This window comes from Sphingomonas sp. NY01, assembly GCF_038809135.1.
GTDB lineage: Bacteria > Pseudomonadota > Alphaproteobacteria > Sphingomonadales > Sphingomonadaceae > Sphingomonas > Sphingomonas carotinifaciens.
Genome location: NZ_CP101722.1, coordinates 136,253 through 161,425, shown reverse-complemented (window position 1 = coordinate 161,425; position 25,173 = coordinate 136,253). Strand labels below are relative to the sequence as shown.

Annotated in this window: 28 protein-coding genes and 1 pseudogene; 15 read left to right on the top strand and 14 right to left on the bottom strand. The window is 66.8% G+C overall.

Features of this window, described 5'->3' with window-relative positions; translation table 11 throughout:
• Positions 1–89 precede the first annotated feature (89 nt).
• Together NPJ82_RS00820 and hemE are read right to left on the bottom strand one after the other, a co-directional pair.
• The gene (locus NPJ82_RS00820) at positions 90–551 is read right to left on the bottom strand and encodes a CopD family protein (protein WP_342658035.1); all 462 of its coding nucleotides are present in this window, start codon (positions 549–551) and stop codon (positions 90–92) included.
• Positions 548–1,594, bottom strand: coding sequence for a uroporphyrinogen decarboxylase (gene hemE, locus NPJ82_RS00815; RefSeq protein ID WP_342659048.1), 1,047 nt, complete (start codon positions 1,592–1,594; stop codon positions 548–550). Before hemE ends, NPJ82_RS00820 begins: the two co-directional genes overlap by 4 nt.
• A 317-nt stretch (positions 1,595–1,911) precedes the next feature.
• Between hemE and NPJ82_RS00810 the strand changes: the two genes are divergently transcribed.
• The 11 genes from NPJ82_RS00810 to NPJ82_RS00760 all read left to right on the top strand — a co-directional run bounded on the left by NPJ82_RS00810 (position 1,912) and on the right by NPJ82_RS00760 (position 9,068).
• Positions 1,912–2,742 carry a pyruvate, water dikinase regulatory protein gene (locus tag NPJ82_RS00810; RefSeq protein WP_149681407.1) on the top strand — a complete coding sequence of 277 codons (831 nt, stop codon included), beginning with the start codon at positions 1,912–1,914 and terminating at the stop codon, positions 2,740–2,742.
• A complete protein-coding gene (locus NPJ82_RS00805; RefSeq protein WP_342658034.1) occupies positions 2,739–3,326 on the top strand; it encodes a nucleoside triphosphate pyrophosphatase in 588 nt (195 codons plus the stop codon). The genes NPJ82_RS00810 and NPJ82_RS00805 overlap by 4 nt, the downstream gene beginning before the upstream one ends.
• 327 nt (positions 3,327–3,653) lie before the next feature.
• Positions 3,654–4,466 (top strand): shikimate dehydrogenase, encoded by an 813-nt coding sequence (aroE, locus tag NPJ82_RS00800; protein ID WP_342658033.1) that lies wholly within the window; start codon positions 3,654–3,656, stop codon positions 4,464–4,466.
• On the top strand, positions 4,463–5,056 hold the full coding sequence (gene coaE, locus NPJ82_RS00795; protein WP_342658032.1) for a dephospho-CoA kinase: 594 nt from the start codon (positions 4,463–4,465) through the stop codon (positions 5,054–5,056). Before aroE ends, coaE begins: the two co-directional genes overlap by 4 nt.
• Before the next feature lie 7 nt (positions 5,057–5,063).
• Positions 5,064–5,759 carry a DNA polymerase III subunit epsilon gene (gene dnaQ / locus NPJ82_RS00790; RefSeq protein WP_112383918.1) on the top strand — a complete coding sequence of 232 codons (696 nt, stop codon included), beginning with the start codon at positions 5,064–5,066 and terminating at the stop codon, positions 5,757–5,759.
• A gap of 57 nt (positions 5,760–5,816) precedes the next feature.
• Positions 5,817–6,398, top strand: coding sequence for a ribosome-associated translation inhibitor RaiA (gene raiA / locus NPJ82_RS00785; RefSeq protein ID WP_112383917.1), 582 nt, complete (start codon positions 5,817–5,819; stop codon positions 6,396–6,398).
• A gap of 67 nt (positions 6,399–6,465) precedes the next feature.
• A complete protein-coding gene (locus NPJ82_RS00780; RefSeq protein WP_149681403.1) occupies positions 6,466–6,933 on the top strand; it encodes a PTS sugar transporter subunit IIA in 468 nt (155 codons plus the stop codon).
• Positions 6,920–7,375, top strand: a complete 456-nt coding sequence (locus NPJ82_RS00775; protein WP_149681402.1) for a PaaI family thioesterase — start codon at positions 6,920–6,922, stop codon at positions 7,373–7,375. Before NPJ82_RS00780 ends, NPJ82_RS00775 begins: the two co-directional genes overlap by 14 nt.
• The gene (locus tag NPJ82_RS00770) at positions 7,372–7,698 is read left to right on the top strand and encodes a DUF1491 family protein (protein WP_342658031.1); all 327 of its coding nucleotides are present in this window, start codon (positions 7,372–7,374) and stop codon (positions 7,696–7,698) included. The genes NPJ82_RS00775 and NPJ82_RS00770 overlap by 4 nt, the downstream gene beginning before the upstream one ends.
• Before the next feature lie 189 nt (positions 7,699–7,887).
• On the top strand, positions 7,888–8,505 hold the full coding sequence (locus NPJ82_RS00765; protein ID WP_342658030.1) for a cell wall hydrolase: 618 nt from the start codon (positions 7,888–7,890) through the stop codon (positions 8,503–8,505).
• A gap of 74 nt (positions 8,506–8,579) precedes the next feature.
• On the top strand, positions 8,580–9,068 hold the full coding sequence (locus NPJ82_RS00760; protein WP_342658029.1) for an MmcB family DNA repair protein: 489 nt from the start codon (positions 8,580–8,582) through the stop codon (positions 9,066–9,068).
• A gap of 199 nt (positions 9,069–9,267) precedes the next feature.
• On the opposite strand, the pseudogene NPJ82_RS00755 reads toward NPJ82_RS00760, so the two are convergent.
• The 6 genes and pseudogenes from NPJ82_RS00755 to NPJ82_RS00730 all read right to left on the bottom strand — a co-directional run.
• A pseudogene (locus NPJ82_RS00755) lies at positions 9,268–9,645 on the bottom strand (DUF2807 domain-containing protein); the annotation flags it as partial.
• Between the two features lie 158 nt (positions 9,646–9,803).
• Entirely contained in the window at positions 9,804–10,514 is a 711-nt protein-coding gene (locus NPJ82_RS00750; protein ID WP_342658028.1) for a head GIN domain-containing protein, read from the bottom strand.
• 116 nt (positions 10,515–10,630) lie between these two features.
• On the bottom strand, positions 10,631–11,164 hold the full coding sequence (locus NPJ82_RS00745; protein WP_112383911.1) for a CarD family transcriptional regulator: 534 nt from the start codon (positions 11,162–11,164) through the stop codon (positions 10,631–10,633).
• Between the two features lie 283 nt (positions 11,165–11,447).
• Positions 11,448–11,789, bottom strand: coding sequence for a ferredoxin FdxA (fdxA, locus tag NPJ82_RS00740; RefSeq protein WP_112383910.1), 342 nt, complete (start codon positions 11,787–11,789; stop codon positions 11,448–11,450).
• A 52-nt stretch (positions 11,790–11,841) separates the two neighbouring features.
• Entirely contained in the window at positions 11,842–12,156 is a 315-nt protein-coding gene (locus NPJ82_RS00735) for a S4 domain-containing protein (RefSeq protein ID WP_342658027.1), read from the bottom strand.
• A gap of 16 nt (positions 12,157–12,172) precedes the next feature.
• Positions 12,173–14,668 carry a helicase-related protein gene (locus NPJ82_RS00730; RefSeq protein WP_342658026.1) on the bottom strand — a complete coding sequence of 832 codons (2,496 nt, stop codon included), beginning with the start codon at positions 14,666–14,668 and terminating at the stop codon, positions 12,173–12,175.
• Between the two features lie 204 nt (positions 14,669–14,872).
• On the opposite strand from NPJ82_RS00730, the gene NPJ82_RS00725 reads away from it, so the two are divergent.
• The gene (locus NPJ82_RS00725; RefSeq protein ID WP_342658025.1) at positions 14,873–16,348 is read left to right on the top strand and encodes a M23 family metallopeptidase; all 1,476 of its coding nucleotides are present in this window, start codon (positions 14,873–14,875) and stop codon (positions 16,346–16,348) included.
• A 90-nt stretch (positions 16,349–16,438) separates the two neighbouring features.
• Positions 16,439–16,837, top strand: a complete 399-nt coding sequence (locus NPJ82_RS00720) for a hypothetical protein (RefSeq protein ID WP_342658024.1) — start codon at positions 16,439–16,441, stop codon at positions 16,835–16,837.
• A 71-nt stretch (positions 16,838–16,908) separates the two neighbouring features.
• Here the strand turns inward: NPJ82_RS00720 and NPJ82_RS00715 are convergent, their stop codons facing one another.
• The 6 genes from NPJ82_RS00715 to NPJ82_RS00690 form a co-directional block, all read right to left on the bottom strand.
• Positions 16,909–18,546 (bottom strand): ATP-binding protein, encoded by a 1,638-nt coding sequence (locus NPJ82_RS00715; protein WP_149681394.1) that lies wholly within the window; start codon positions 18,544–18,546, stop codon positions 16,909–16,911.
• Positions 18,547–18,624: 78 nt separating this feature from the next.
• Positions 18,625–19,392, bottom strand: coding sequence for a TIGR02186 family protein (locus NPJ82_RS00710; RefSeq protein ID WP_342659047.1), 768 nt, complete (start codon positions 19,390–19,392; stop codon positions 18,625–18,627).
• 5 nt (positions 19,393–19,397) lie between these two features.
• Positions 19,398–20,312, bottom strand: coding sequence for a sulfite exporter TauE/SafE family protein (locus tag NPJ82_RS00705; protein ID WP_112383906.1), 915 nt, complete (start codon positions 20,310–20,312; stop codon positions 19,398–19,400).
• A 34-nt stretch (positions 20,313–20,346) separates the two neighbouring features.
• Complete coding sequence (locus NPJ82_RS00700; RefSeq protein WP_342658023.1) at positions 20,347–20,691, bottom strand: hypothetical protein; 345 nt, start codon at positions 20,689–20,691, stop codon at positions 20,347–20,349.
• Positions 20,692–21,323: 632 nt separating this feature from the next.
• Entirely contained in the window at positions 21,324–22,688 is a 1,365-nt protein-coding gene (locus tag NPJ82_RS00695) for a glycosyl transferase family protein (RefSeq protein WP_342658022.1), read from the bottom strand.
• Between the two features lie 100 nt (positions 22,689–22,788).
• Positions 22,789–23,487, bottom strand: coding sequence for a dienelactone hydrolase family protein (locus NPJ82_RS00690; RefSeq protein WP_342658021.1), 699 nt, complete (start codon positions 23,485–23,487; stop codon positions 22,789–22,791).
• A gap of 115 nt (positions 23,488–23,602) precedes the next feature.
• Between NPJ82_RS00690 and NPJ82_RS00685 the strand changes: the two genes are divergently transcribed.
• Both NPJ82_RS00685 and mnmE read left to right on the top strand, forming a co-directional pair.
• Positions 23,603–23,827 (top strand): DUF6489 family protein, encoded by a 225-nt coding sequence (locus NPJ82_RS00685; protein ID WP_112383902.1) that lies wholly within the window; start codon positions 23,603–23,605, stop codon positions 23,825–23,827.
• A gap of 8 nt (positions 23,828–23,835) precedes the next feature.
• The gene (gene mnmE, locus NPJ82_RS00680; protein WP_342658020.1) at positions 23,836–25,125 is read left to right on the top strand and encodes a tRNA uridine-5-carboxymethylaminomethyl(34) synthesis GTPase MnmE; all 1,290 of its coding nucleotides are present in this window, start codon (positions 23,836–23,838) and stop codon (positions 25,123–25,125) included.
• Positions 25,126–25,173: the final 48 nt, after the last annotated feature.

The window sequence follows — 25,173 nt, the reverse complement described above, 5'->3', positions numbered from 1 at the left end:
GAGGCGGGATAAGGCAGAGCCATCGCGACAGGACGCCGCAAGGCTTGGGGAAGGAGTTAGGTTTGGCGCGTCCCCAAGTCAAGCACGCATCAGAAGGGCTTCACGATCACCAGCACGACGATCAGCGTCACGGCGAGGGCCGGCACCTCGTTCAGCATCCGCAACTGCCGCCCCTGCAGCGTCGGCCGCTCCGCGGCCAGCTTTCTGGCATAGGCGACCGTCCAGCCGTGATAGCCGGTGAGCAGCAGGACGAAGACCAGCTTCAGGTGCAGCCAGCCCAGCCCGGGCACACCGGAAAACAGCCCCAGATGTGCCGCCAGCAGCAGGCCCAGCACCCAGACGACCAGCATCGCCGGGGTCAGGATGATCGACCGGATCTTGCCCTCGCGCTCGGTCCACAGCGCGGCTTCCTCGGTGCGCCCCGCCGCCAGCGCCTCCTGATGATAGACCAGGTATCGCGGCAGCATGAACAGCCCCGCCATCCAGAAGATCACGAAGATCAGGTGCGCCGCTTTCACCCAGTCATAGGCGGCACCGAGCAGGCCGGTCATCGGGAACTCCGGATATGGTGGATAAGGTGTTCGACATGCGCGATCGGCGTATGCGGCAGGATGCCGTGGCCCAGGTTGAAGATGTGCGGCCGCCCCGACAGTGCGGCAATGATACGGTCGACCGCCGCGTCCAGTTCCCGGCCGCCGGCGATCAGCGCCAGCGGATCGAGATTGCCCTGGACCGGCATCCCCTCCGGCAGCGCGCCGTTCGCCCAGGCGGGATCGACCGTCTCGTCCAGCCCGACCGCGTCGACGCCGGTCTCGCGCGCATAGGCGGGCAGCTTGGCGCCCGCGCCCTTGGGAAAGCCGATGATCGGCACGCCGGGGCAGCGCGCGCGCAAGGCCGAGACGATCGCCGCGTTGGGCGCGATCACCCAGCGTTCGAACTGCGCCGGGCTCAGCGATCCCGCCCAGCTGTCGAACAGTTGCACCGCCTCTACGCCGTTCGCGATCTGCTGCGCCAGATACTCCACCGTCATCGCCACGATCGCATCGACGATCGCCTGGAAAGCCTGCGGGTCGGCATAGGCAAAGGCGCGCGTCTCGCCTTGGTCCTTCGATCCGCGGCCCGCGACCATATAGGTGGCAACCGTCCAGGGAGAGCCGGCAAAGCCCAGAAAGCTGGTCTGTGGCGGCAATTGCGCCGCGACGCGGGCAACGGTCGCATAGACGGGGTCGAGGCGCTCCGGCACGCCCGCCAGCGCCTCCAGCCGGGCATCGACCAGCGCCGGGCTCAGCCGCGGCCCTTCTCCGGGTCCGAAGGTCAGGTCCTGGCCCAGTGCCCAGGGCACCATCAATATGTCGGAAAACAGGATCGCGCCGTCGAAGCCGAAACGCCGGATCGGCTGCATCGTCACTTCGGCCGCCGCCTCCGGGTCGGTCGCCAGGGCGAGAAAGCCGCCCTTGTCGGCTCGCAGTGCGCGATATTCGGGCAGGTACCGGCCCGCCTGCCGCATCAGCCACAGGGGCGGCACGGCTGCGACTTTACCTTTCAATACGGAAAGCAAGGGCTTGACAGCATTTCCGTGAACTTCGGTGCCGATCGGGGCGAGGGTCAGGACGACCTCCTTCTTTCTATAAAGAAGATTCTGAAAAGGGATGTTGAGGTAGTTGGCGCGTGAGAATCCGGGATTATGCGTCCCTCCCCAAAATGCCAACAGCTTGACTCGCTGCGCCCGCATGAATCCGCGGGATTCGGAGTCAGGATTCCCATGACTCACAGGCTGTGGATAGAATCCTTCACTGTGGAAACCGGTGTGGATGAATCGACTCTTATCCCCAGCCACGCGCCGGCTTGGCGGTTAATCCCCAGTGCGCTAGCGCTTGCGCCCATGTTATCCACAGAGTCTCCCACGGCGGCATGAGCACGCGACTCCATCTGCACCTGCTGTCCGATTCCACCGGCGAGACGCTGGAGAACATCGCGAAGGCGGCGCTTGCCCAATATGACGATGTCGAAACCGTTCGCCATTTCTGGCCGATGGTGCGCACCGAGACGCATCTGGAGCGTATCCTGCAGGAGATCGCGCAGAATCCCGGGCTGGTGATCTACACGCTGGTCAACCCGTCGACCCGCCGCATCCTCGAAAGCCGCTGCCATGCGCTGGGGCTGCCTGCGGTGGCGCCGCTCGATCCGGTCAATGCGGCGCTGTCCGGCCTGCTCGGCGTACAGGCCAAGATGCGCCCCGGTCGCCAGCACGTCCTCGACGCCGCCTATTTCGCCCGCGTCGACGCGATCCAGTTCACCATCGCGCATGACGACGGCATCGCGTGGGAGGAATGGGAGGAGGCCGACATCGTCCTCGCCGGGGTCAGCCGCTCGTCCAAGACGCCGACCTCCATCTATCTGGCGAATCGCGGCTACAAGACCGCGAACATTCCCGTGGTGGTCGAAAGCCCGCCGCCGGCGGCGCTCTTCTCGCTGCGCCACCCGCTCGTCGTCGGCCTGACCACCAGTGCCGACCGGCTGATCGCGATCCGGCGCAACCGCCTGTTGTCGCTCAATCAGGCGCCCGACACCGATTATGTCGAGCAGGAGGCGGTCAACCGCGAGATCGCGTTCGCCAGGCGCATGTTCGCCGACAATGGTTGGCCGGTGATCGACGTCACCCGCCGCTCGATTGAGGAAACCGCCGCGGCGATCATCTCGCTGGTCAACCAGCGCCGCCCCGCCCCGGAGATACCGGCATGATCGTCCTCGCCTCGCAAAGCGCCTCGCGCCGCGCCATGCTGGAGGCCGCCGGCATCGCGTTCGAGGCACTGCCCGCCCGCGTCGACGAGGATGCGGCCAAGGCGGCGCTTGCCGGCCTCTCCCCACGCGACCTGGCCGACGCACTCGCCGAGTTGAAGGCTATCAAGGTGTCGCAACGTGCCGGCCCCGTCCTGACCCTCGGCTCGGACTCGGTGGTCGCGCTTCACGACGGCACCCTGCTCGACAAGCCGACCAGTCGCGAGGAAGCGGCCGAGCATCTCGCGCGCATGTCCGGTCAGGTCCATGAATTGTGGAGCGCCGCCGTCATTGCCGAACACGGCGCCCCCGTCTGGCGCCATGTCGAGCGCGCACGCATGCATGTCCGCCCGCTCTCGCCCGCCTTCATCGAGGCGTATCTGGATCGGGAATGGCCCGCGATCGGCGGCTGCGTCGGCTGCTACCGGATCGAGGGGCCGGGCGTGCAGCTCTTCTCCCGGATCGAAGGCAGCCACTTCACCATCCTCGGCCTGCCGCTCCTCGCCGTGGTCGGCTATCTACGCACGCGCGGCGTGCTGCCCGCCTGAGATTCCCGCGCGCAGCGGCGCAAAGAGAGATACCGCCGCGAAGCGGCAGCTATCCCTTTCGTTTGCGAGAAACGACCGCGATATCCCCGCACAGACTCTCCGCGCCTCCGCGCCTCCGCGTGAACCAACTTTCGTTCGGAGAGGCCGAAACCCGGCTTTGATTCACGCGAAGACGCGAAGCCGCGAAGAAGGGTTTTCACGCAGAGACGCGGAGATGGGATGGCGCGCGTGCTCCCTGCACTTTTTGATGCCGCTGCGAGGCAGGGCGTCGTCCTCTGCGCGAACCGAACGCTTCTTCCCGGCAGCGAAGGATCGTAAGACAGGCCCATGACCAAGCCCTATGCCGAAGTGATCGGCGACCCGATCGCCCATTCCAAATCGCCGCTGATCCACGGCTTCTGGCTGGATGCGCTCGGCATCGATGCCGAGTACCACGCGACGCATGTCACGCCTGACGCGCTGCCCGGCTATATCGAGAGCCGGCGGAACGACCCGGCATGGCGCGGTTGCAACGTCACCGTGCCGCACAAGGTGGCCGCACTCGATCTGGTCGAGGACCCGGGCGACGTCCGGGGCTCGATCGGCGCGGTCAACACGATCGTCCGGGCGGAGAATGGTACGCTCACCGGCACCAACACCGACGCCGCCGGCTTCTATGCACCGATCGCCGACCTCGATCTGGCGGGCAAGCCCGTCACGGTGATCGGGGCAGGGGGCGCCGCCCGCGCGATCCTGTTCGCGCTGGCCCGGATGGATGTCGGCCCGGTCACGCTGATGAACCGCAACGTGTTGAAGGGAGCGGCTTTGCTCTCCTCCTTCGGTCTGAAGGGACAGGCGCTGCCGCTGCAACCCGCAGCACCGCCCTCGGCCCTGGTGGTCAACGCAACCAGCCTCGGCATGACCGGCCAGCCGCCGCTGGCGCTCGACCTCACGGCACTGCCCGACGACGCAGTGGTGTACGACATCGTCTATGCGCCGCTCGAAACCGATCTGCTCGCCGCGGCGCGCGCGCGAAATCTCGACACGGTCGACGGGCTGGAGATGCTGGTCGGTCAGGCGGCGGTCGCGTTCGAGCTGTTCTTCGGCGCCGCACCGCCGCGCGACCGGGACGACGAGCTGCGCGACCGGCTGACGGCATGATCCTGCTCGGCCTGACCGGCTCGATCGGCATGGGCAAGTCGACGGTGGCCGCGATGTTTGGAGAGGAAGGCGTGCCGGTATTCGACGCCGATGCCGCGGTTCATCATCTGCAAGGCCCAGGCGGCCGCGTCGTTGCCGCGATCGAGGCGGCGTTTCCCGGCACCACCGGGGCAGGGGGGGTGGACCGCCCGGGCTTGTCCGCCGCGGTGCTGGGTGACGGCCACGCGATCCGCCGGCTGGAGGCGATCGTCCACCCCGCCGTCGCCGAGGAACGCGCCGCCTTCATCGCCGCCCATGCCGATGCGCCGGTCGTCCTGCTCGACGTGCCGCTGTTGTTCGAAACCGGTGGCGACCGTGCCGTCGATGCCGTCGTCGTCGTCTCCGCAGCCCCGGACGTTCAACGCGCCCGCGTGCTGGCGCGTCCCGGCATGACCCCGGCCAAGCTGGACGCGATTCTGGCCCGCCAGATGCCCGATGCCGAGAAGCGGGCGCGGGCCGATCATGTTATCGCAACCGATGTGCCGCTCGCCGAAACCCGCGCCGCGGTGCAGCGGGTGATCGCTTGCGTACGCAGCAGCGAAGGCCGATAGTCTGTTCATGCGCGAGATCGTGTTCGATACCGAGACTACCGGCTTCAAATTTTCCGAAGGGGACCGGCTGGTCGAGATCGGCTGTGTCGAGATGGTCAACCGGGTTGAAACCGGTCGTACCTTTCACGCCTATTTCAATCCCGAACGCCCCATGCCGCCCGAGGCACAGGCGATCCATGGCCTATCCGACGCGTTCCTGAGGGACAAGCCGGTGTTCGCCGCCGGCGTGGCCGATCTGCTCGACTTCATCGGCGATGCGCCGCTGATCGCGCACAACGCGACCTTCGACTTCGGCTTCATCAACGGCGAGTTGCAGGCATGCGGCTTTCCGCCGGTGTGCATGCGCACCCGCATGGTCGATACGCTTGCCATCGCGCGCCAGCGGCATCCCGGTGCCAAGCATACCCTGGACGCACTCTGCTCGCGCTTCGGCATCGATCGCTCGCACCGCGTGCTGCACGGCGCGCTGCTCGACGCCCAACTGCTCGCCCAGGTCTATGTCGAGTTGATGGGCGGTCGCCAGATCGGTCTGGGCCTTGGGGTCGAGACGGTGGAGGCGGCCGCAGCGCCCGTGGCGGTGCGCACCGCGGCAAAGGTGCGCCCGCCGCGCGTTTTTACCGTGCCGGAGGGAGAACTTGCCGCCCACACGGCGTTTCTTGCGAAGATCACTGATCCGATCTGGGGGGCCGGGGCGTCCGGATGACGCCGAACTGAAGGGACAGGCCAAAAGGACCGTCCGACTTATTTATTGGAGAAGACGATGGATATCCGGATTTCTGGTCATCAGGTCGAAACGGGCGATGCCCTTGGGACCCATGTCACCGACCGTCTTCAGGGTATCGCCGAGAAGCATTTCGCCCGCACCATCTCGTCCGAGGTGACCTTCGGCAAGGGGCCGCACAACGGCTTCAAATGCGACATCGTGATGCACGTCACCCGCGGGCTGGTGCTGAAAGGGCGCCATGACGCGCAGGATGCCCATCTCGCGTTCGACGGCGCGGCGACCCGCATCGAAAAGCAGCTTCGCCGCTATGCCCGCCGCCTGAAGGATCGCAACGCCAGCGAGGCGATCGAGATCGCCGAATCGATCGGCTATGACGCCGGCTATACGCTGTTCGCCGAGACGATCGATGACGATCAGGAAGCGGGCGATGCACCCCTGATCGTCGCCGAAACCCGCGTCGATATTCCCGACGCGTCGGTCTCGGATGCGGTCATGATGCTCGATCTGCGCGATACCGCGGCGCTTTTGTTCAAGAATTCGGGCACTGGCGCCTACAACATGGTTTATCGCCGTGGGGACGGCACGATCGGGTGGGTGGAGCCAAGCCGCGCGGCTTGATCTATCGCAAGCCCCCGCCGGTCGCTATGGCGCGTCTCGCGCGGGGGCGCGCACCCGAGAAGTGACCATGACCGATTTCAGCGATATGCTGCGCCATGATGCCGTTCTGACCGGCGTCACGGCCGCCAACAAGAAAAGTCTTTTCCAGCAACTGGCGTCCGTCGCCGCCCTTCAGACAGGGCTCGATCCGCGCGTCGTCGCCGAAAAGCTGGCGGAGCGCGAGAAGCTGGGATCGACCGGGTTCGGCGGCGGCGTCGCCATTCCGCATGGCAAGCTGGAAGGATTGCCGCAGATCGTCGCGGTGTTCGCACGTCTGGCGCAACCGATCGAGTTCCAGGCGGTGGATGATGTCCCCGTCGACCTCATCTTTGCCCTGTTCTCGCCGGTGGGGGCGGGATCGGACCATTTGAAGGCTTTGGCCCGCGTGTCGCGGCGCATGCGCGACCGGGCGTTCCTCGCCAAGTTGCGCGGTGCCGGCTCGCCCGATGCGCTCTGGGCGCTCCTGACGCAGGACGAGGCGCGTGACGCCGCCTGAGGGCGAAGCGGCGCATTTCCGCGCGCTGGAATCGCTTTACGCCCATGCCCCGATCAACCGGCTGTTCGAATCGACGCTGGAGGTGCCCGGCCCTGGCCTCGCCCGCATCCGCTTCCTGGTGGACGAACGGCATTATCACGCCGCGGGTGCGGCGCATGGCACCAGCTACTTCAAGATGCTGGACGATGCCGCCTTCTATGCCGCCAACAGCCTGGTCACCGATCGTTTCCTGCTGACCACGCAGTTCAACCTGCTGCTCACCCGCCCGCTCAAGGCCGGGCCGGTCACGGCGGAGGGGCGCTGGATCAGCGGCCAGCGCCGCGTGTTCGTGGCCGACGCCCGGCTGGTCGATGCGAGCGGTGAGGAGGTGGCCCGCGGCACCGGCACCTTCATGCGCTCGCAGATCGCCTTGGCGGCGCTGCCGGGCTATCGCACGGCATGACCGCGCGGCTTCCTACCCGCCTGCTGGTCGATGCGCTGCTCCGCCGAGCGAATGACAGTGGGCGCATGGGCATGGTGATGGCGCGCGGCGATCGCGACGCCGGCGGATTGCTGGTGATCGCGGTCGATCGCGGTGGGGATGAGCGTTTTCTGGAGCGTCGGCTCGATTTCGACGGTCGCGCGACATTGGTCGACGTAACGCCTGCAAACGATAGCAGAAATTACGCGCAGCGCCGCCGTGCGCAGGATCCGGACCTTTGGATCGTCGAACTGAACGTCCCGGAGCCGGAACGATTCATCGCTGAAACGCTCGGGCAAGGTTGACGGAACGGACCGTTCCGGCCACGAGGCGTCATTGCAAACACGCGTTGTGCTGCATTCGGGTGCGATCCGGATCGGTTACGCAGTCGGGGGGAAGCCCGGACGAGCGCCTTGGCCGCTCGGGTCCGTGATCCAACCGCATGTCCGTTTTGGTGAATGACTGTTTTCAAGCGGGTCGCGGCGTTCGCGACCATGACTCTCGCTGTCGCCGGTCTGCTCGGCACCAGCACACCCGGTCAGGCCCGACCCACCCATGCCAATGGGATCGCGGCGACCGGTATCGGGATGCTCACTCCCGCTTCCTTTTCCATCAACGTCTCGGATTTGATTCCGGTTCCGCAGACCGCCACGACGGTGCAGGCCGCGACCCCCGATCTCTCGGATGCCGAGGCGGACGATTACGACACGCTGGCCGAAGCCGTCGCCGCCCAGACCGCGAGCGACGATGATGAGGCGCTTCGCTGCCTCGCCGGCGCCATCTACTTCGAATCCAAGGGCGAACCCCTGTCCGGCCAGCTTGCCGTGGCGCAGGTCGTCCTTAATCGCGCCCGCTCGGGCCAGTTCCCCTCCGAACTGTGCGACGTCATCAAGCAGCGGGGCCAGTTCGGCTTCGTGCGCGGCGGGGAAATTCCCGACATCAACGAAAGCCGCACCGCCTATCGCACCGCCGTCGCCGTCGCCAAGGTCGCGCTGGCAGAGGCCTGGGACAGCGAAGTCGGCAAGGCGCTGTATTTCAACACCCCCGATCGCCGCCCGGCCGCGCGCCTGACGCGCATCGCCTCGATCGGCAACCACATCTTCTATCGCTGATCGGCTGGTGACGATCCCGGCGGCATGCACGCTGGGGATTTGCCATGTTCCGTGAATGTTCTATGGCGGGTGGCATGTTGGACGTGCCGCCCGCCAGTTGCATCGAGGATCCCGCTTCGCCGTTCTGTGCCGCCGATGTCGCGCGCGGCGTGACCCGGATGCTGCTCCGCCACGATCTCACCACCATCGGCGAAGTGCCGCTGGAGGGCGGGCGTCGTGCCGACCTGATGGCGATCGATGCCAAGGGGCGGATCGTCATCGTCGAGATCAAGGTGTCGCGCGCCGATCTGCTCGGCGACGGCAAGTGGCCGGATTATCTCGATCATTGCGACCGCTTCTTCTGGGCGATGCCGGCTGGGTTCGACCTGTCGCCGCTCGACGGTCCCGCCTTCCTGCCGGAGCGCACCGGCATCATCGTTGCCGACCGCTACGACGCCGCGATCGTCCGCGAGGCGCATACCCATCCGCTCGCCGCCCATGTCCGCAAGCGCTGCACGCTCGCCTATGCCCGCCGCGCCGCCCGCCGCCTGACCGCGGTGATCGATCCCGACGCGGCAGGCTGAGGCGGCAGGGGGCGCCTAGCGCGTCTCCCCGCAGACCACCGCGCCCCCGCCAGGCGCGTCCACCCGGCATTTCGGCCGCCCGGCGACCGTCACCGTGCCCAGCCCCATATTGGCGATCGTCGCCGTGTAGCGCGCCCGCGCCCGCGTCTCGCCCTATCGTCAGATCGCCGGCATCCAGCGCCCCGGCATCGATCGTACCCGTCCCGCTGGTGGTCAGCCTGGCCCGTTCGGCCCGCCCGCCGATGGTGATCGCACCGGGCCCGATCAGCGTCGCGGTCAGTTGCGGGGTCTCGGCCCGTTCCACCGCGATCGATCCAGCACCCGCCACCGACAGGTCCACCCGGTCGCCCCGGGTCGCGGTCACCGTCACCACGCTGCCCGCCATGGCGCTCACCGCGCTCACCGCCAGCGCCGACACCGCGACCGTCACCGGCGTCGCCCGCCGCGGACCCCAGCCGGCACCCAGCGTATCGCGCGCCTTGCGCACCAGCAGCGTGCGCCCGTCGACCCGCACTTCCACGCCCTCCAGCGCATCCGCCGCCCCCGACACCACCGCGCGCGGCGAACGCCCGGTCACGACCTGCACCTTGTACGCCCCCTCGACCCGGATACGATCGAAACTGCCGAGCGGCCGCGCTCGCCCAGCCGGGCAGGGCGAGGAGCAATGGGAGCAGCAGGGTACGGGCTATCGTCATACCCGCGATCCTCCCCCGACAAGCGCCGGGGGGCAAGCGATCATCCTCCGCAGTGTGCGCGTCCGGACCCCATGCGCGATGTCGTGCACCGGGCGTCCGGGCCCAGATCGGCATCGCCCGATCCCATGATCGACACGGTGGCGGGTCCTTCGACCCGTGTGGTGACGCTGCCCGATCCGGCGATCGACACCTCCGCCGATCTTGCCCGCAGCGCCGGTGCGGCAACGCTGCCCGACCCTGCGATGCTGGCGCGCAGTGCCCCCGCCGTTCCCGCAGCCTGCACGCTGCCCGACCCGGCGATGTTCAGGTCGGCCCGCTCCACCCGCAGCGCCGCGACGGTCAGCGACCCCGATCCGGCGAGGCTGGCGTCGAAGTTCGGCCCCTCGACCCGGTCGATCGTCATCGAACCCGATCCCGATACGCCGGCGTCGCTGATCCGTGGCATCGTCACGAACACCTTCACGCGTCCGCGCGAGGACCAGTTGCCGCCACGCTTCTCGCGTCCGACGCGCAGCGTATCGCCGCTGCGTTCGATGCGCAGCATGTCCAGTTCGCTGGCGGGACCCTCCGCATGGATTGAAAAGCCGCGGCCGACCTGTACCGCCACCGAATCGGCACCGCGGACATCGATGCCGGTAAAGCCGGTCACCGGATAGCTGCGGCTGGTGCCGCCCTCCGCCGCCCGCTCGGACGAGCAGGCCATGGCCGGGATGGCGAGCAGGATGAGGGTAGCGGGAACGAAGCGGCGCATGGCGATCCTCCTGTGTATTGCCCATACAATACACGTCGCCCGTCTGCTCGCCAAACGAAAAAGGGCGGCCCCGCATTGGAGCCGCCCCATCGAAGCCTTGGCCTGGACGAATGACGTCAGGCGGCGGGCTTTTCCTTGTTGTAGATCGCAGCGGCGGCACGCAGGATTTCCAGGATCTTCTCCTGGGCCCGCGGCTCGTCCACCTCTTCCATCGCGGCCAGTTCGCGCGCCAGCCGGCTGGTCGCCGCTTCGAAGATCTGGCGCTCGGAATAGCTCTGCTCGGGCTGGTCGTCGGCACGGAACAGGTCGCGGACCACTTCGGCGATCGACACCAGGTCGCCCGAATTGATCTTCGCCTCATATTCCTGCGCGCGGCGCGACCACATGGTGCGCTTCACCTTGGGCTTGCCCTTCAGCGTTTCCATCGCCTCGCGCATCGTCTTGTCGGACGACAGCTTGCGCATACCCACCGATTCGGCCTTGTTGGTGGGCACGCGGAGCGTCATGCGCTCCTTTTCGAAACGCAGCACGTACAGTTCGAGCTGGAGCCCCGCAATTTCCTGCTTTTGCAACTCGATGACGCGCCCCACGCCATGCTTTGGGTACACGACATAATCACCGACATCGAAGGAGAGCGCCTTGGCAGCCATTGATGGGCCTTTCCGGATCAAGGCCTTCGCACGACCGCCGTTTCACGGATAACACCGTTCACAAAGCCGTCGGGAAGGAGGGGTCGAACACTAGAAGGCGGGCGAGGTCATGGAAGTTCGCCCGACATGGCCCCTTTTAACATGCCGGCAACAAAATTACTAGCCAAACTGTCAGTTTGACTGACCCGAACGCGGTAGTGGCGCAGGGGTTCCCCTACACCATCCTCGCTACCTCTGCAACTGCTTCGCAATAGAAGCAGTCAAACCCGGATCTTGCCTTGGATCAGTCGCCCTTGCCGGGTTCGGCGGAGAAGAACTGCTCGTACTTGTTCTCCACGCCCTTCATCGCATCCGCGTCGGGCGGCGTCTGGTCCAGCTTGCGGGTGACGTTGGGCCACTGCGCGGAGAAGGTGGTGTTCAGCTCCAGCCATTGCTCCAGATTGCTCTCGGTGTCGGGCAGGATCGCCTCGGCCGGGCATTCCGGTTCGCATACACCGCAATCGATGCATTCGGATGGATTGATGACGAGCATGTTTTCGCCCTCGTAGAAACAATCCACGGGGCACACCTCGACGCAGTCCATATACTTGCAGCGGATGCAGGCATCGGTGACGACGTAGGTCATGGAAACTCCTGAGGGGGTAACGCGGTGCTGCTATGTCGCGTTCCGGCTCGCGTCAATCGACACGCGCCTGCTGCGAAACGTTAGCAGTCTCCAGATCGGTGTAACAGCCTTGCGCCTCGGGCGCCGGGCCACGCCGGACGGGTAGCGCCTCTACACGGATCACCCGCACGCGTCCATGCGCTATGTAGGTCAACACGTTGCCGACGCGCACACAGGCATGGGCGCGGTCGATCGCGCGCCCGTCCAGCCGCAAATGGCCATCGCTGGCGATCGCCTGCGCGGCGCTGCGCGTCTTGGCCAGGCGCGCCCACCACAGGAACCGGTCCAGCCGCATCGTGTCGGCCCGACCCGTCTCACCCCGACCCATCTCAGCCCGATTCATCTCAACCATGCGGCCGCCAGTCCGCCAGCGCGGCAAAGGCGTTGTCGGGGGCGGGGCGGGCAGGGGGCTGCTTGGCGGCAGGCGGTCGCCCGTGCCAGCGCCAGCGATCGGTGCCATCCGCCTCCGCGGCCAGCCGGCGAAAACCCAGTTCGGCCATCAGCCGTGCGATCGTCGCACCGTCCAGTCCCATCGAGGTCGCCAGCGCCGCATCGGGCGTGAACGGCGTCCGCCCGGCGCGCGCATCGTGCGCGGCGCGCGCGATCCGCTCGACCAGATCGATCCGCACCGCCTGCGCGCCGAGCGGCCGGAACCCCGAGGCCAGCACCGCACCCGCCGCGCCGCGTTCGAGAACGGTGGCGCCGGGCGCGGCCAGCGTCGGCGCACGTCCGTGCAGGCCCAGCAACACCCGGCGCCAGCGGGCTGCTTCGGGCTTCAACAACCGTGCATCGAACAGGTCCAGCGCGCCGATAGTGATGCCCGCCTGGCGCAGCCGCTTGCGATCGGGCTGGGTCAGCGTGTCGACGGTCGCCCGTTGCGGCATCCGGGGGGCAATCCCGCCCAGATCCTCCAGCGCCGCCGCCGTCGCGCGCAGTGCCGGCGTCGCCTGCGGATCGCGCGCCAGGGCGGCAAGTGCGGCAAGCCCCGGCACATGCCGCCTGATCCCCTCGGTCAGCCAGCGTTCCATCCGACCCGCGATCCGCTCCCGCAAGGCGCGGTCCAGACATTCCAGGTCACGGTGCAGCACCACCTGCGGCCGCCCCGGCGTCGGCCCCGCATTCAACCGCGCCACGCCATGCCCTTCCCACAGCACGCCGCCCTCGTCGTCCAGGGTGAAGGCGCGCGGCTCGGCCGCCATCAGTCCCTCCGCCCGGCGCGCGCGCTCGTGGCCCAGCCGTTTTTCCGCCGCCGCCAGCAACAGCCGCTTGTCGGCTGCGCGTGCACCCGGCTCGACGGTGAAGCGGAACCCCTCCAGCCGCCCGATCGGGTGATCCTCCACCAGCACTTCGCCCTCGGGCCCGACGGTCACCGGCAGCGATGCCGCATCCGCACCGATCTGCCGGATCAGCGCGGTGGTGCGCTTGTCGACGAAACGCTGCGTCAGGCTGGCGTGCAACCCGTCGGACAGCCGTTCCTCGATCGCCTTGGTCCGGTCGGCCCAATGCGCGGGGTCGGCCAGCCAGTCCGCCCGCTGCGCGATATAGGCCCAGCTCCGGATCGCCGAGAGGCGCCCGGCCAGTGTTTCCACATCACCGGCCATCGTATCCAGCCGCGCGATCTCGTCCGCGAACCATTGGTGGGGCACATGCCCCGAACCCTCGCTCAGATAGCCGAACACGCGCGACACGAAGCGCGCATGGGGGTCGAGCCCCACCTTGCGGAAATCGGGAATGCCGCACGCCGCCCATAGCCGCGCCACCATCGCCTTGCCCCGCACCCGGTCGCGCACCCAGCGTTCGTCGGCCAGCCGCTTGAACACCTGCAGGTCCATCGCCAGCGGCGCGGCGCGCAGCACACCGGGCGGCGGGCGGCGCTCCAGGCTGGCGATCAGCGCATCGATGCTCGACAGGTCGGGCACCCCCTCGCGCCAGAACAGATGCTCCAGCCGGGGAAAGCGATGTTCCTCGATCGCGGTGATCTCTTCGGGCAGGAACGCGTCCGGCCCCTCGTCGGCCAGCGCGCCAAAGGTGCCGTCGCGCTGGTGCCGGCCGGCGCGCCCCGCGATCTGCGCCATTTCCGCCACGGTCAGCCGCCGCTGCCGCCGCCCGTCGAACTTGGACAGCCCGGCAAAGGCGACATGCGCCACGTCCATGTTCAGGCCCATGCCGATCGCGTCGGTGGCGACCAGATAATCGACCTCGCCCGCCTGAAACATCGCCACCTGCGCGTTGCGCGTGCGCGGTGACAGCGCCCCCATCACCACCGCCGCGCCCCCACGCAGGCGGCGCAGCATCTCGGCCACCGCATAGACTTCTTCCGCGGAGAAGGCGACGATCGCGGAGCGCTTGGGCAGGCGACTGATCTTCTTGGCGCCGGCATAGGTCAGCGTGGAAAAGCGTGGCCGGTTGACGATCTCGGCATCGGGCACCAGCGCCTTGATCATCGGGCGCAGCGCCTCCGATCCCAGGATCATCGTCTCCTCGCGCCCGCGCGCGCGCAGCAACCGGTCGGTGAACACATGGCCCCGCTCGGGGTCCACGCCCAGTTGCGCCTCGTCCAGCGCGACAAAGGCGGCGTCGCGGTCCGGCATGCTCTCGGCGGTGCACAGGAACCAGCGCGCGTCGCGCGGCACGATCTTTTCCTCGCCGGTGACGAGCGCCACCTGGTCCGGCCCCTTCAGCGCCACCACCCGGTCATACACCTCCCGCGCCAGCAGGCGCAGCGGGAAGCCGATGATACCACTGGAATGCGCGCACATCCGCTCGATCGCGAGATGCGTCTTGCCGGTGTTGGTCGGCCCAAGAACGGCCGTCACGGCGCCCGATACGCGGCTGGTCATGGCCCCTAACATCGGCACTCGGGTGCCCGCATGCAATGACGGGAATGCACGGGCGACGCCCGGCCGCGCGCGCCCCACGGCCGACCGCACCGAAGCCCCGGATTTCCGTGCCTTCATTTGACTTTAGGAAAGCGGCGGCCACAACGGCGAAACACGGCGCCGGGGGGATTTCGGCGCCGCTTGAGCGTGGACATGGGGCCGACGGTGTTTTTACGGACGGTTGAAGGACTGGAACTGGCCGGGGGTACGGCCGCACGGCCATTCGGACGGCTGACCGGGCCGGCCGCGGTCGCCACCCCGATCGACCGGCTGCGCGATGCCGCCGCCGGTATCGACTGGGCACCTGACCTCGGCACCCAGATCGGCAGCCGTACCTGGTGGCGCGGGCTCGCCACCTGCACCGCGCTGTGCGCCACCACCTTGTGGCTCGCCCCCGGCATCCGCCCGATCACCGGCGCCACCCCCGCGCCGCTCGCCGGCACCGCCTGGGAGGAGCAGCGCGCACAGACGATCACGCCGCTCGCCTGGGGCGCGGACACCGGCCGCCGCATGGGTGCGGGCGACCTGGTCGCCCCGCTCGCCCAGGCGCCCGAACGGCCGGTGGTGGAGCTGGCCGCGACGATGGGGCAGGGCGATCGCCTTGCCAGCGTCCTCCAGCGCGCCGGCGTCGGGCGCAGCGATGCGCGTGCCGCCGCCGATCTGGTGGCCGGCGCGGTGGATGCGAACGCCATACCCTCCGGCACCCGCCTCGCCCTCACCCTCGGCCGCCGCCCCAACCGCTCCGTCGCCCGCCCCCTCGACAAACTGACCCTCCGCGCCCGCTTCGACCTCGCGCTCACCCTGGAGCGTACCGCGAACGGCCTCTCCATGACCCGCCAGCCGATCGCGGTGGACGCCACCCCGCTGCGCATCCGGGGGCTCGTCGGCGCCAGCCTCTACCGCTCCGCCCGCGCCGCCGGCGCTCCCGCCAGGGCGGTCGAAAGCTACATCAAGGCGCTCGCCACCCGCCTGTCGATCGGCCGCGACGTCAGTGCCGCCGACACCTTCGACCTTATCGTCGAACGCGAACGTGCCGCCACCGGCGAGGTTCGGCTGGGTCAGCTGCTGTTCGCGGGGCTCGACCGCGGCGGCAAGTCGATCCAGCTGGTCCGGTTCGAGGGCGAGCGCGGCCGTGCCGACTGGTTCGACGCCAAGGGTCAGACCGAGCGGCGCGGCTTCATGGGCATGCCCGTCGCTGGTCGCATCACCTCCTCCTACGGACGGCGCATGCACCCGCTCCTCGGGTTCATGCGCATGCACAAGGGCCTCGACATCGGCGCCCCCTATGGCGCGCCCATCTATGCCGTGCTCGACGGCGTGGTCCAGTTCGCCGGCCGCTCGGGTGGATATGGCAACCTCGTCAAGCTGCGCCACGCCGGCGGCGTGGCCAGCGCCTATGGTCATATGAGCCGTTTCGCCGTTCGCTCGGGCACGCGCGTCCGCCAAGGGCAGGTCATCGGCTATGTCGGCTCGACCGGCATCTCGACTGGCCCGCACGTCCATTGGGAAGTGTGGAAGAACGGTCAGGTGGTGAATCCGAAATCGATCACCTTTGCCAATGTCGCACAATTGTCGGGTGAGCGCCTGCGTGCCTTCAAGCAACAGGTGGCGACGCTACGGGCGGTAAAGCCGGGCGCGTGACGGTCTGGCCGTGACGTAACGGCTTGCACGGTCGGGAAAAGCAGCCGATGTTTGAACAAGGCGGGGCATGTCGGGACAGGAAAACCTACGATGCTGAACCTCTGTTTCGTGGCTGCAATGGCGGCGTCGATGATTTCGAACGCACCGGCTGACCGAAAGCCGACCGTTATCGACGAGAGCGCAGCCCTGATGCCGGCCGTCGGGATGCCGCCACCGCCCGGAACGCGGATGCTGGGCATGTCGATCACGCCGGACAATCCCGATGCGCCGGTTGTTTACCGCGTCGGCAGCGCGCTGAGCGCCGATGATTTCCTGAAGGCCTATGCCATCGCGGCGGCAGACGCCGGGCTGCGTGTTTCGCAAGCACAAGGAAATCGCATCACCGGAATGCTGAAAACCGGTGAAAGCTTCAGCCTTGATGTGGCCGCCTCGGAAGCTGGATCAGGATCGACGGGCGTTCTGGTCATCACGCCGGGCCACAGGCGGTAAACGTCAATCTGCTGCGCCGAGGGATAGCACGCACGCCGCGATAAATTCGGTCATGCGTGGCCTATCCGGCCTCACTTCCCCTGCGAGCGCCAGCGCTTGATCGTTCGGGCCAGGATTTGATCCTCGCCGCCGACATCCCGCCAAAGTTCCGAAAACAGCGGATCGCCCGAGGCCGGGCGCCTGGCTTCCTCCAGATCGGCAAAGCGTACCCGGATCGGCACCGCCACGCCCTCGCCGCAGACGATCGCCTCGCGGTTGCGCAGGGCTGGGATCGCATCGAGAAACCCACGCGCACCCTCCGGCATCGCCGCGCGTACGAAAGCCTGATCGCGGTCGTTGTTCAGCCGCATCGCGATGATCGTACCGCATTGCGACAGCACGCCCTCGGCCAGGTCGGACGGGCGCTGTGTCACCAGTCCCAGCGCGACGCCATATTTGCGACCTTCCTTGGCGATCCGCGACAGGATGCGGCCGACCGAGGATTGCTGCTCCGCTTCCGCCGGGATGTAGCGATGCGCTTCCTCGCAGACCAGCAGGATCGGGCGCTGCGGCTCGGCGCGGGCCCAGATCGCATAGTCGAAGGTCATCCGGCTCAGCACGGCCACCACCACCGCGGTGATTTCCGACGGCACGCCCGACACGTCGATGATCGAGATCGGCTTGCCGTCGCCGGGCATGCGGAACACGCGTTGCAGGAACGCCGCCATCGTGTCCGCGACCAGCATGCCGGAGAACATGAAGCCATAGCGGGGATCGGCCTTGATCTCGTCGATCTTGCCCTTCAGCCGCAGATAGGGCGCGGTGTCGCCGGCCCGGTCCATCTTTCCCATTTCCTGGTTGATGATGCCGGTCAGGTCGGACAGCAGATAGGGGATGGGGGCATCCACCGTCAGCTTCGCTATCTCCTGCCCCAGCCGGCTCTTGGCGCGTGCCGCCAGCAGGCATTTCGCCAGAATATCCGCATCGATCTGTCGCTGCGCCCCGCTTGAGGTCAGGAAAACCTCGCAATGCTCCTCGAAGTTCATCAGCCAGTACGGCATCTGCAGGTTGCCGACATCGTAGATCGCGCCGGTATCTCGGAACGCCGCGGCATATTCGCCATGGGGATCGATCATCACGATATGGCCCTGCGGCGCCAGCGCGCAGATGCGGTGCAGGATCAGCGCGGCGGCGGTGGACTTGCCGGTACCCGTCGACCCGACCAGTGCGAAATGCTTGCCCAGCATCGCATCGACATACAGCGCGGCGGGCACGTCGTCGGTCGGATAGACCGATCCTATGCCGATATGGGCACGATCCTGCGCGGTGTAGATCCGGTGCAGGTCGGCAGTGGTGACCGGAAAAACATCGCATCCGGGCATCGGATAGCGCGTCACGCCGCGGCGGAAGCGGGTCAGCGTGCCATCGGCATCCTCGTCGCCTTCACCCAGGAAGTCGATGTCGGCGGCGATCAATGCGCCGCCCTGCGCGCTGTCCAGCGTCAGCGCGCGGACATTGGCGATCAGCCAGCTTGTCCCCACCCGCATCTTTACCTGGCTGCCAACCTGACCCGCTGCCGCAGTCATCGGATCGGCGTCCGTCGACAGTCCTTCCAGCAAGGCGCGGTCGAACAGGATGCGGCTGCTCGATCCCGCTATGGCCAGCACATAGCCGACCGGGGCCGGACCGGTATTGGTGGTGAAGGTCTGGAAGTGCGGCATTTCGACCATGACGGGTCACCCGATGAATATATTCGGTGCCGCCTCTAGCGTCAGTCGGGTAAAGATAAGGTGAGGGCGCACGCCGGATTAGGTGCGTCGCGCGATCCATCCCGCCGTCCAGCCGAGCAGCACGGATAACGCCACTGCGGTCAGGCCGTAGAGTATCGAGGACCGGTCGGCCGCCCGCGCCACGAACCGCTCGAACCCGGATTTCCGGATGTCGATATCGCGCACCGCCGCCGCCAGCACCCGGCCGTCACGGATCAGGAAGGTCTCGGCGGTGAAGCGCCCCACCGGCACGCGCGCCGGAATGGTCACCCGCGCCCGGTACAGCACGTCGTCGGTGATCTCCACCGCACGCGGCGCCTCGACATACAGGCCGGCGCGGCGCTTCAGATCGACCAGCCCCTCCTGGAACCGGCCCTGTTCCTCCGAGGGAGCGTTGGAAGCGGGGGAGAGTTGCAGGCTGTCCAGCCCCAACTCGTAGATCGCCCGCGTCCGCTCGTCGACCAGCCGTTCCACCGGCCGGGACGATGCGATCGCGTAAAAGGAGGGTGCAGAGCGATAGCGCAGGCGTCCGGCATTCACCCACAGGCCCGCCACCTTTTCCTTTTCGCGGATCAGCACGGATTGGGTGGGGCCTTTTACCACCACCACCACATCGGTCGGACGATCGTCGCTCGGCAGGCGGCCGCCGGGATACAGGATCGCGCCGAACAGCAGCAGTTCGGCCCCGGTGAAGCTGTAGACGATCTCGATGTCGCGCTGGGACACGTCGGGAACCAGCACCGGCTTGGCCTGCGCCAGCAACAGGGGGGACAGCAGGGTGAGTGTTCCCACCGCGCGCCTGCTCATCGCCTTCACGACAGTTCGACCGTGAAGATCTCCTCCGGCCGCCACACCAGCCCGAGCAGGATGCGCGTACCCACCAGCAGCACGATGATCGCCAGTGCCAGCCGCAGATATTCCGGTCTGGCCCGCGACGCGAACTTGGCGCCCAGTTGCGCTCCCGTCACCGATCCGATCAGCAACAGTCCGGCCAGAACGATATCGACCGCCTTGGTCGTGGTCGCGTGCACCATCGTCGCTGCCGCAGTGACGAAGAGCGTCTGGAACAGCGACGTGCCCAGCACCACGCTGGTCGCCATGCCCAGCAGGTAGATCATCGCCGGCACCAGGATGAACCCGCCGCCGACGCCCAGCAGGATCGTCAATATGCCGGTAAAGAAGCCGAGCAGCAGCGGTGCGAGGGGCGAGATGTAGAGGCCCGAGGCATAGAAGCGCGTGCGGAAGGGGAGGGCGGCGACCAGCGGATGGTGTCGCCGCCGCGCGGCTGCCCCCGCGTGCCCACGACGGCGCGCCAGGATCGCCTGCACCGCTTCGCGCGCCATCATCGATCCGATCGATCCCAGCATCAGCACATAGACGATGGCGATCACCGTATCGATCTGCCCGCTCGCCTGGAGCAGCCGGAAGATGCCGGCACCCGCGAACGATCCGACGACGCCGCCCGCGACCAGCACGCCGCCCATCTTCACATCGACGCCGCCGCGGCGCCAGTGCGCGAACACGCCCGACACGCTTGCGCCCGTCACCTGGCTGGCCGCCGACGCGGCGGCGACGGTCGGCGGAATGCCGTAGACGATCAGCAGCGGCGTTGTCAGGAACCCGCCGCCGACCCCGAACATGCCGGACAGCAGGCCTACGCCCCCACCCAGCGCGATGATCACCAGCGCATTGACCGACAGGTTGGCGATGGGAAGATACAGGTCCACGACGCGCTTTATACAGCCCCGGACAGCCGATGCCTTAGAAATCGGTGCCGATCGAAAGTGCCGGGCCTGAGCCCGGTGCGGCATCCCCGGCGATCCGTTGGCGCCAGTCGAGCGACAACCGCATACGCTGCCCGGCCACAGGCACCGAGACACCCAGGGTCGGCCCGGTATCCAGCCGCCGCGCCCCGGGCTGTGCGCCGCCCCACATACCCATGCCCAGATCGACCCGAACGCTTCCCTTCGTCAGCGCATGCGTGACGCGCATTGCACCATCGGCAAATCCATCGACCCTTGCGCGAACGATCACGCCAGCCTGTGCGTAAGCCTCAAGGTTGAAGCCGGCGGCGATCGGCGTCGGGTCGATGCCGCCGACGATCATGGCGGTTGGTCCACCCGGATTGCCATCCAGACCGAAACGTTGCTCCGCGATCAACCGCACCGGAAGTCGCGTCGGCCGCCACTCCACGCCCACCGCCGCTTCCCGGCCGCGTCCCTCCAATGGTCCCGCCAACCTCCCTGCCAAAGCGACCTGCTTTTGCACGGCATAGGTCAGCCTTACGCCGGCCTGTGACCCGCCCAGCTGCCCCCCGAGCAAGGACGTGTTCCCGCCACCTCTTGCGATCGCCCAGGCGCTGGCAGCCCATCGGGAAGGCGGGGTAGGGCGTGGGGTGGGGAATAGCGGGGGCGGGATCATGCGCGGCGTTGTTTGCGCGGCATCCGCCGGAATCGTGCGAGATGGCGGGGCTGTCATGGCCTTTGCTGGTGGATCGGAATGAACAATGGTCGTGACCGCGGGCAGGGGTTCGGATCGGTGATGTCTGAACAGGGGCGGGAATGGAACGGCTATCGGCTTGCGCGCGACGGGCACTGCCGACGCCTCGGCCGGAGGGAAGAGCAGCGTGCCTACGGCCTCCGGTGAGGCCGATGGCCACAGCACGAACAGCGTGCGTGCAACTGTCCAACCGCCTGTGACCAAGAGGAGGAAGCGGAGCGGCCTCCCGGCGGCCATGTTCAGGCTGCGTCCGGGAATTCATGCTGGGTCTTGTCCCATACCGGCGCATGGCCGCGCAGAATGCCGGCATAACGCAGCAACGCGCGCGGGGCCGCGGCGAGTGCGACGAAGTTGCCGACGATAAAGCGGGGCACCGACCACAACGCTTCTTGCCAGCCATAGACGCGGCCGGTGAACGTCATCCGCATCGCCAGACGCCAACATAGCAGCAGAGCGTTCCAGAAGATGAAGTCGTTGAGCAGGGGGCTGGGCTCGGGCGGCGTCGTGCCGCGGATTAGGTGGATCAGGGCAGCGACACCCCACAGCAGAAGCCCGACATAGGCAGTTGCCAGAACGAGCATGGCTACCGGCGCGCGCCTATCGCGCATTCGCATCCAATGATCACTCAACGCGAACGGGCCGGCCCAGCCGGTGCGATCCCAGCCGGCAAAGGCGATGCCGGTCATCCACCGTGCCTTTTGTCGAATGGCGGAGACCAGGTCGCCAGGGAAATAGGCGCGCACTGCGACGACCTGCCCATCGTCCTGATGGACCCGCGCGAACAGGCCTTCGCCGCCCAGTTCGGCGATGCGCAAGCCCAGTTCATAGTCCTCGGTCAGGCTCGTGGCATCGAACGGATCGCCACCACGCAACGCCGCCACCTTGGCGAGCATGGCCGGGGCGATGGCACAACCCGTCCCCGCCAGCGGCAACCCTGCGCCAAGCGCCGTGCGCACGATCAACTGCTTGGTATGGGCTTCTGCAAACTCGTCCGCGTAATGGCCGGACACCAGGCGAGAACCATGTTTGACGAGCGGAAGGACAGGCACCTGCACCACCGCCCGACCTTCGATCAGGGTGTCGAAGATGCGGAGTTCGGCCGGATGAACGACGTCTTCGGAATCATGCAGCACGACAGCCTTGGCGAACACCCCCTCGACCCGTTCATCAGACAGCAACTCGCGCCACAGCGTATTAAGACAATCCGCCTTCGTGGTCGGACCAGGTTTGTCGCCTATGACGATCCGGACGCGGTAATCGCCATGGGCCACTGCGACGGCAGCATCGATCGTCGGCTGATCGTTGGGGTAGACGCCGACATAGATGCGGTAGTCGGCATGGTCGAACCGCGCCAATGCATTGGTCAGCATGTGGCCGATAACAGCGACCTCGTCCCAGGCGGGAACGAAGATGACGATGCGTCCGGGCTGCTTTGGACAAGGAAGTGTCGTCAGCCACGTTCGCGGCCGGCGGCGTGTCCACAAGCGGCGTAGCAGATAGATCAAGTCGATCGCGAAATCGTCCAGACCTCCAATCAGCAGTCCGACGCCGGCAAACAACATCGCCTCGCGAGCGATGGCATCGATTAGACCAAAATCCCCCATGCGGCTCCCCCAAACCGATGGAGGATGATGATCATTTCAGATGTGAAATGGCAAGCACTCTATGGAATGACGAATGTCTTCATCCGGCACGATGTCGTCATCAACCAAGATGCTCTGCGAAAAACGCAGAAGTACGTTCGTCGGCTAACCGCGCGGCCGTGTCGGAGCGGCGGGCACCAAACTCGGCGGCAAAGCCGTGATCTTCGCCAGGATAATCATACAAGCTGACCTTGGGATGATCGTCCAGTCCGGCATGCATGCGTGCTTGCGCGTCTTTATCGACGAAGTGATCCTCTTCCGGCACATGTAGCAGAACGGGATGCGCGATCGCATTTTTTTCGCTGAGCAGAGTATCGATGCCGACGCCGTAATAGCCGACGCTGGCGTCGGTATCGGTACGCGCGGCGCTCATGAACGCCAGTCGGCCGCCTAGACAATATCCCACTACACCGACCTTACCGCCGCCGACCATCTGGCGCGCGGTCTGGATCGCCGCCTGGATATCGCGAATGCCGGCATCCTGATCGAAGCGACCCATCAGACCCAGCGCCTCCTGCATCTGTTCGGGTACGTCCGGATCCAACTGGATACCTGGCTGGAGTCGCCAGAAGAGGTCTGGCGCAATGGCCAGATAGCCGGCGTCCGCAAGGGTATCGCACTTGCGGCGAATGCCTGCGTTCACACCGAATATCTCTTGGATCACCACGATCGCTGCGCGGGGCGTCCGGGCTGGTTTGGCGCAATAGGCCTCGAACTGGGCATCACCCTCCAGCGTTTCGACCGTCATCATTGCCGTCATGGCCAAGCATCTCCTTCGGTTTGGTCGTTGCGGTCGCGTGGCACCCGCGGCCATATGTCCCTATGCGCTGTCGGTGCGGTGATGCTCAAGCCGGCTCGATCAGGAGACATGTGCGATGAAGGTGAATGTGGAAATCGAGTGCACCCCCGAGGAGGCACGGCGCGCCATGGGGTTGCCGGACCTGACGCCGATCCATGAGCGATATACGCAATTGATGCTCGAGACGATGGAGTCCGGGATCAAGCCTGAGATGATGGAATCGATGATGCGCAACTGGGCACCGATGGGGGAGGCGGGCGTAACGTTCTGGCGTCGGTTGTTTGAGACGGCACAACGCTGATACCCGTCATGACCTCATCGACGATCTTCGCCGTATCCAGCGGCCGGCCCCCCGCGGCCATTTCCATCATCCGGGTCAGTGGACCGGCGGCGATCTCGGCTGCGACGCAATTGGCAGGCGCGCTGCCGCGGCCGCGTGAAGCCCGCATACGCACATTGCGCGACCGGTGTGGCGAGATATTGGACCGGGCCCTCGTTCTGGTCTTTCCGGGGCCGGCGACGGCAACCGGGGAGGATCTGGTAGAGCTGCATTGCCACGGTGGGCGTGCCGTTGTCGCAGCGGTGGAAGCGGCATTGGCCGATCTACCGGACATGCGCCCTGCCGAGCCAGGGGAGTTTACCCGGCGCGCGCTGGTGCATGGGCGTATCGATCTTACCGAGGCCGAAGGCTTGGCCGACCTGTTGGAGGCCCAGACGGAGCGGCAGCGGGTCGCGGCGATGGGCGCGGTAGAGGGCAGGGTCAGTGCGCGAATTCGCGACTGGCTGGACCGCGCGACAGGCATGGCCGCACGTGCGGAGGCGATGCTCGATTTTGCCGAAGAGGATGATGTGCCGGTCGATGTTGCATCCTTGGATCGGTTGAAGACAGATATGGACGCGCTGGCGGTCGAGATGCTGGAGGAGGTCGAGCGCCCCCCGGTCGATCGTCTGCATGACGGTTTGCGGATCGTGCTGGGTGGACCGCCCAATAGTGGCAAGTCGACGCTGCTCAACCTGCTGTGCGAGCGCGAGGCAGCAATCGTATCGCCCATTGCCGGGACAACACGTGATCGGATCGAAGCGGGAGTTGTGCGCAACGGCATTGCTTACCTACTCGTGGATACGGCAGGACTTGCCGAGGCAACCGATGACGTTGTGGAGGCGATCGGTATCGGCCGCGCGGAAGAGGCCATCTTGGCAGCCGATATTCTATTGTGGCTCGCCGACACGCCGCCGCCTCGGGATGATGCGATCTGGTTGCATACCCGCGCCGACCTCGTTGGTCGCGAAGCGCTTCCAGGTGGCAAGCAGCTGGCCGTGCGGCAAGACGATGCCCTGAGTGTCGCGGCCGTCTGGGATGCCATTGCGGCGCGGGCAGAATCGCTTCTCCCCCGAAGCGATGGTCCTGCGCTGAAGCGTCATCAGCAGGAGCAGTGCCGTGCAGCGGCGGTCGCACTTTCGCTAGCGCCATCATCCGACCTATTGCTGATCGCAGAACATCTCCGCGTGGCGAGAGGCCGGCTCAGTGACTTACTCGGGGTTAGCGCCACGGAAGCGATGCTCGACGCCTTGTTCGGACGATTCTGTCTCGGCAAATAGCGTAAGCGTTCCACGTGGAACATTGGAGGCGGCTTTCGCCGTCGCCGA

Excerpts from the sequence above, each read along its gene's own strand:
- NPJ82_RS00780 (WP_149681403.1), top strand. The coding sequence starts at position 6,466 with ATGACCGATTTCAGCGATATGCTGCGCCATGATGCCGTTCTGACCGGC.
- NPJ82_RS00770 (WP_342658031.1), top strand. The coding sequence starts at position 7,372 with ATGACCGCGCGGCTTCCTACCCGCCTGCTGGTCGATGCGCTGCTCCGC.
- NPJ82_RS00760 (WP_342658029.1), top strand. The coding sequence starts at position 8,580 with ATGTTGGACGTGCCGCCCGCCAGTTGCATCGAGGATCCCGCTTCGCCG.
- NPJ82_RS00810 (WP_149681407.1), top strand. The coding sequence starts at position 1,912 with ATGAGCACGCGACTCCATCTGCACCTGCTGTCCGATTCCACCGGCGAG.
- NPJ82_RS00700 (WP_342658023.1), bottom strand. The coding sequence starts at position 20,691 with ATGATCGTCGGCGGCATCGACCCGACGCCGATCGCCGCCGGCTTCAAC.
- NPJ82_RS00715 (WP_149681394.1), bottom strand. The coding sequence starts at position 18,546 with ATGGTCGAAATGCCGCACTTCCAGACCTTCACCACCAATACCGGTCCG.
- dnaQ (WP_112383918.1), top strand. The coding sequence starts at position 5,064 with ATGCGCGAGATCGTGTTCGATACCGAGACTACCGGCTTCAAATTTTCC.
- NPJ82_RS00685 (WP_112383902.1), top strand. The coding sequence starts at position 23,603 with ATGAAGGTGAATGTGGAAATCGAGTGCACCCCCGAGGAGGCACGGCGC.
- aroE (WP_342658033.1), top strand. The coding sequence starts at position 3,654 with ATGACCAAGCCCTATGCCGAAGTGATCGGCGACCCGATCGCCCATTCC.
- NPJ82_RS00730 (WP_342658026.1), bottom strand. The coding sequence starts at position 14,668 with ATGACCAGCCGCGTATCGGGCGCCGTGACGGCCGTTCTTGGGCCGACC.
- raiA (WP_112383917.1), top strand. The coding sequence starts at position 5,817 with ATGGATATCCGGATTTCTGGTCATCAGGTCGAAACGGGCGATGCCCTT.
- NPJ82_RS00805 (WP_342658034.1), top strand. The coding sequence starts at position 2,739 with ATGATCGTCCTCGCCTCGCAAAGCGCCTCGCGCCGCGCCATGCTGGAG.
- NPJ82_RS00690 (WP_342658021.1), bottom strand. The coding sequence starts at position 23,487 with ATGACGGCAATGATGACGGTCGAAACGCTGGAGGGTGATGCCCAGTTC.
- NPJ82_RS00720 (WP_342658024.1), top strand. The coding sequence starts at position 16,439 with ATGCTGAACCTCTGTTTCGTGGCTGCAATGGCGGCGTCGATGATTTCG.
- fdxA (WP_112383910.1), bottom strand. The coding sequence starts at position 11,789 with ATGACCTACGTCGTCACCGATGCCTGCATCCGCTGCAAGTATATGGAC.
- NPJ82_RS00710 (WP_342659047.1), bottom strand. The coding sequence starts at position 19,392 with ATGAGCAGGCGCGCGGTGGGAACACTCACCCTGCTGTCCCCCCTGTTG.
- NPJ82_RS00745 (WP_112383911.1), bottom strand. The coding sequence starts at position 11,164 with ATGGCTGCCAAGGCGCTCTCCTTCGATGTCGGTGATTATGTCGTGTAC.
- coaE (WP_342658032.1), top strand. The coding sequence starts at position 4,463 with ATGATCCTGCTCGGCCTGACCGGCTCGATCGGCATGGGCAAGTCGACG.
- NPJ82_RS00735 (WP_342658027.1), bottom strand. The coding sequence starts at position 12,156 with ATGGGTCGGGGTGAGACGGGTCGGGCCGACACGATGCGGCTGGACCGG.
- NPJ82_RS00750 (WP_342658028.1), bottom strand. The coding sequence starts at position 10,514 with ATGCGCCGCTTCGTTCCCGCTACCCTCATCCTGCTCGCCATCCCGGCC.
- NPJ82_RS00765 (WP_342658030.1), top strand. The coding sequence starts at position 7,888 with ATGACTCTCGCTGTCGCCGGTCTGCTCGGCACCAGCACACCCGGTCAG.
- mnmE (WP_342658020.1), top strand. The coding sequence starts at position 23,836 with ATGACCTCATCGACGATCTTCGCCGTATCCAGCGGCCGGCCCCCCGCG.
- NPJ82_RS00695 (WP_342658022.1), bottom strand. The coding sequence starts at position 22,688 with ATGGGGGATTTTGGTCTAATCGATGCCATCGCTCGCGAGGCGATGTTG.
- NPJ82_RS00820 (WP_342658035.1), bottom strand. The coding sequence starts at position 551 with ATGACCGGCCTGCTCGGTGCCGCCTATGACTGGGTGAAAGCGGCGCAC.